This is a genomic window from Candidatus Neomarinimicrobiota bacterium (genome assembly GCA_030743815.1).
Lineage (GTDB): Bacteria > Fidelibacterota > Marinisomatia > Marinisomatales > S15-B10 > UBA2146.
In genome coordinates, this window is record JASLRT010000018.1 from 1 (window position 1) to 2,939 (window position 2,939).

2 protein-coding genes are annotated in these 2,939 nt (G+C 47.9%); one reads left to right on the plus strand and one right to left on the minus strand.

Annotated elements, in window-relative coordinates; all coding sequences use genetic code 11:
• The coding region (locus QF669_01625) for a glycosyl hydrolase (GenBank protein ID MDP6456143.1) at positions 1 to 1,514 on the minus strand (1,514 nt) is incomplete at its 3' end.
• A 201-nt stretch (positions 1,515 to 1,715) separates the two neighbouring features.
• Between QF669_01625 and QF669_01630 the strand changes: the two genes are divergently transcribed.
• A partial coding sequence (locus tag QF669_01630; protein ID MDP6456144.1) for a M20/M25/M40 family metallo-hydrolase occupies positions 1,716 to 2,939 on the plus strand: 1,224 nt, incomplete at its 3' end.

Below are 2,939 nucleotides of genomic sequence, written 5' to 3' on the forward strand. Positions count from 1 at the left end.
ACATCTGGATCTTGAGGTGATGCCACAATGGGTGCATTCCAGTTAAATCGATATTTTTGATCAATTGGGTCAGAGCCGAGGCCGAGATACTCGTAGGCCATGATACTCCGACTATTGCCGCTTTCAACATTCAGTTCACTGATGAGTCCCTGATAACAACCACCATAGACCAGAACGGGATTGTCAGGATCAAAAGCCAGATAAGCGCTCTCACAGCCTGCTACCGAATACCAATCTTTCCAGTCGATACCGCCACGGGATCGGCTGGCAATAGCCACGGAGCTGTTGTCTTGCTGACCGCCGTAAACCCAGTAAGGAAACCGGTTATCGGTGATAACCCGATAAAACTGGGCTGTGGGTTGGTTCTGCTGAGTAGACCAGGTTCTGCCGCCGTTGAAAGAGACATTGGCACCGCCATCATTAGCGTTGATCATGATCTGGTTATCATGTGGGTTGATCCAAAGATCGTGATTGTCACCGTGAGGTGTACGAACATTTTGAAAAGTTTTTCCACCGTCGATTGATTTCATTACAGGTGCATTAAGAACATAAACCGTATTTTCATCCTGGGGATCAGCAAACAGGTGGATGTAGTACCATGCTCGGGCAATAAGGACACGATCTTTGTTCAGTCGCGAAAACGATTTCCCGCCGTCATCGGATCGATAGAGTCCCCATTTGTTTGACTCTACCAATACCCAAACACGCTTTGGATTAGCCGGAGAGACGGCGACAGATGTTTTGCCCATCTCTTTCGGTAGTCCCTTTTCAAGTTTATCCCAGGTGTCGCCGCCATCAGTGGATTTGTAGATGCCGCTGTTGGGTCCCCCGCTGCGAACCTGCCACGGCAGACGCTGGTGATGCCAGAAGGCTGCGTAGAGAACTTTTGGATTGGTCATATCCATGCTCAAATCGGAAGCGCTGGCCAGTTCATCCACAAACAAAACCTGGTCCCAGGTTTTACCGCCGTCTTTTGATCGGTAGATTCCTCTCTCTTTGCTCCCTTTCCACGGCGTCCCCTGTGCCGCCACATAAACAAGATCGGGGTTGTCCGGATGAATGATCACTTTGGAAATCTGACGTGTCTCTTTAAGTCCTAGATGGGACCACGTTTCACCACTATCCATGGATTTATAAACGCCATCACCATGGGAGCTGGAAACGCCTCTGACACAGGCTGTTCCTGTACCGACAAAAATAATATTCGGATTAGATGAAGAAACGGTTATGGCGCCGATGGATCCTACGCCGAACTGGCCGTCAGAAATATTTCGCCACGATATACCGGCGTCATCCGTTTTCCACACTCCACCTCCAGTAGCGCCGAAGTAGTAAGTTGACGGATTACCCACAACACCGGTAGCTGCTGTGGAGCGACCACCACGAAAGGGACCTATGTTTCGCCACTCCATGGCCTGGAAAAGGGAAGTGTCTATTTCCACAGCTGTCAGTGATGACAAAAGAATGGAAAAGAAAGAAACTGTTCGCATACAATGTTTTATTGATGAGCTCATTATTTTCTCCTTTAATTCGCTTAACCCCACGAACAATGAATATAGGACTGTTATCATTCGAAGAAAAGAAACGTTGAGGTACGGTTGATGATATTGTCACCTCGCTCATGTCGGGTGATATATGCAAATCCTCCCACGTTGGCAGGTATGGAGAGGGTCATTAACTTCGGGACCACCTTTCATCATGATTGTTTAATGAACATGAAAAGCATTCTAAAATGGATTGGAGCCGCTCTCATTTTTCTATTTTCTGTTATGTTGATCCGGACATTTACGTTCGGTGAAGAAGCCGTTGATGTTAAATCGGTTCCGCTCCTGGAAATTGATGAAAAAGGCTTTGCTGAACGATTTGCCGGCGGCCTGAGAATTCCTACTGTCGCCTATACAGACCGATCGAAAATGGACCCTGAGGCGTTTAAAAAATTTCACAGTTATCTTGAAAGCAATTACCCGAAGGTCCACCGCTATCTGAAGCGGGAGATAATAGGTGACCTTTCCCTTCTTTACCTATGGGAAGGGACAGACCCGTCGCTCAATCCTGTTTTACTGATGGCGCACATGGATGTAGTCCCTGTAACGGATGAATCGGTGGATGACTGGACTCACGGTCCTTTCAAAGGGGATGTGGCTGACGGCTATATCTGGGGCCGGGGTGCCATGGATGACAAGGCGAGCCTTTTTTCCATTATGGAAGCGGTGGAGTGGCTGCTGAATGATGGTTTCTCCCCGGTGAGATCAATCTATATCTCGTTCGGTTATGATGAAGAGATCGGCGGCACACAGGGCGCTGCTAAAGTAGCCGAGCTGATGCAGTCGAAGAATATTGTACCTGAGTTTGTCTTAGACGAGGGTGGAGGCCTACTTTCCGGTGACATGCTTCCAATTAATTCCATGTCCGCATTTGTAGCTATGGGTGAAAAAGGTTATATGTCTGTGAAGTTAACCGCTCACGGCCAAGGCGGGCACTCTTCCATGCCGGGAAAGGAGACCACTATTGGAATCCTTGCCGCGGCGGTTCAGAAGCTTCAAGACAATCCACTGCCAGCATCCATGACTCCATCTATTCGTCATATGATGGAAGCATTTGCGCCCGCCATGCCATTCTGGGTGAGAATTTTAATTGCCAATCAGTGGCTTTTTGAGAAGCCGTTCGTCAGGTACGCTTCAGGCAGATCAATCCTCTCTGCCTTGATGAGGACCACAACGGCACCTACAATAATTGAAGGTGGTGTTAAAGACAATGTTATCCCTCCCACAGCTACAGCGGTTGTTAATTTCAGGCTGAGGCCGGGGGACAGTATAGACTGGGTATTAGAGATGGTAAGAAAGATTGTGAATGATGAGCGAGTCCATATTGAAATTGCAGAAGGTTTTGGTAGTGAAGCGTCCAATATTTCAGATGTCAATACGCCTCAATTCGATCTT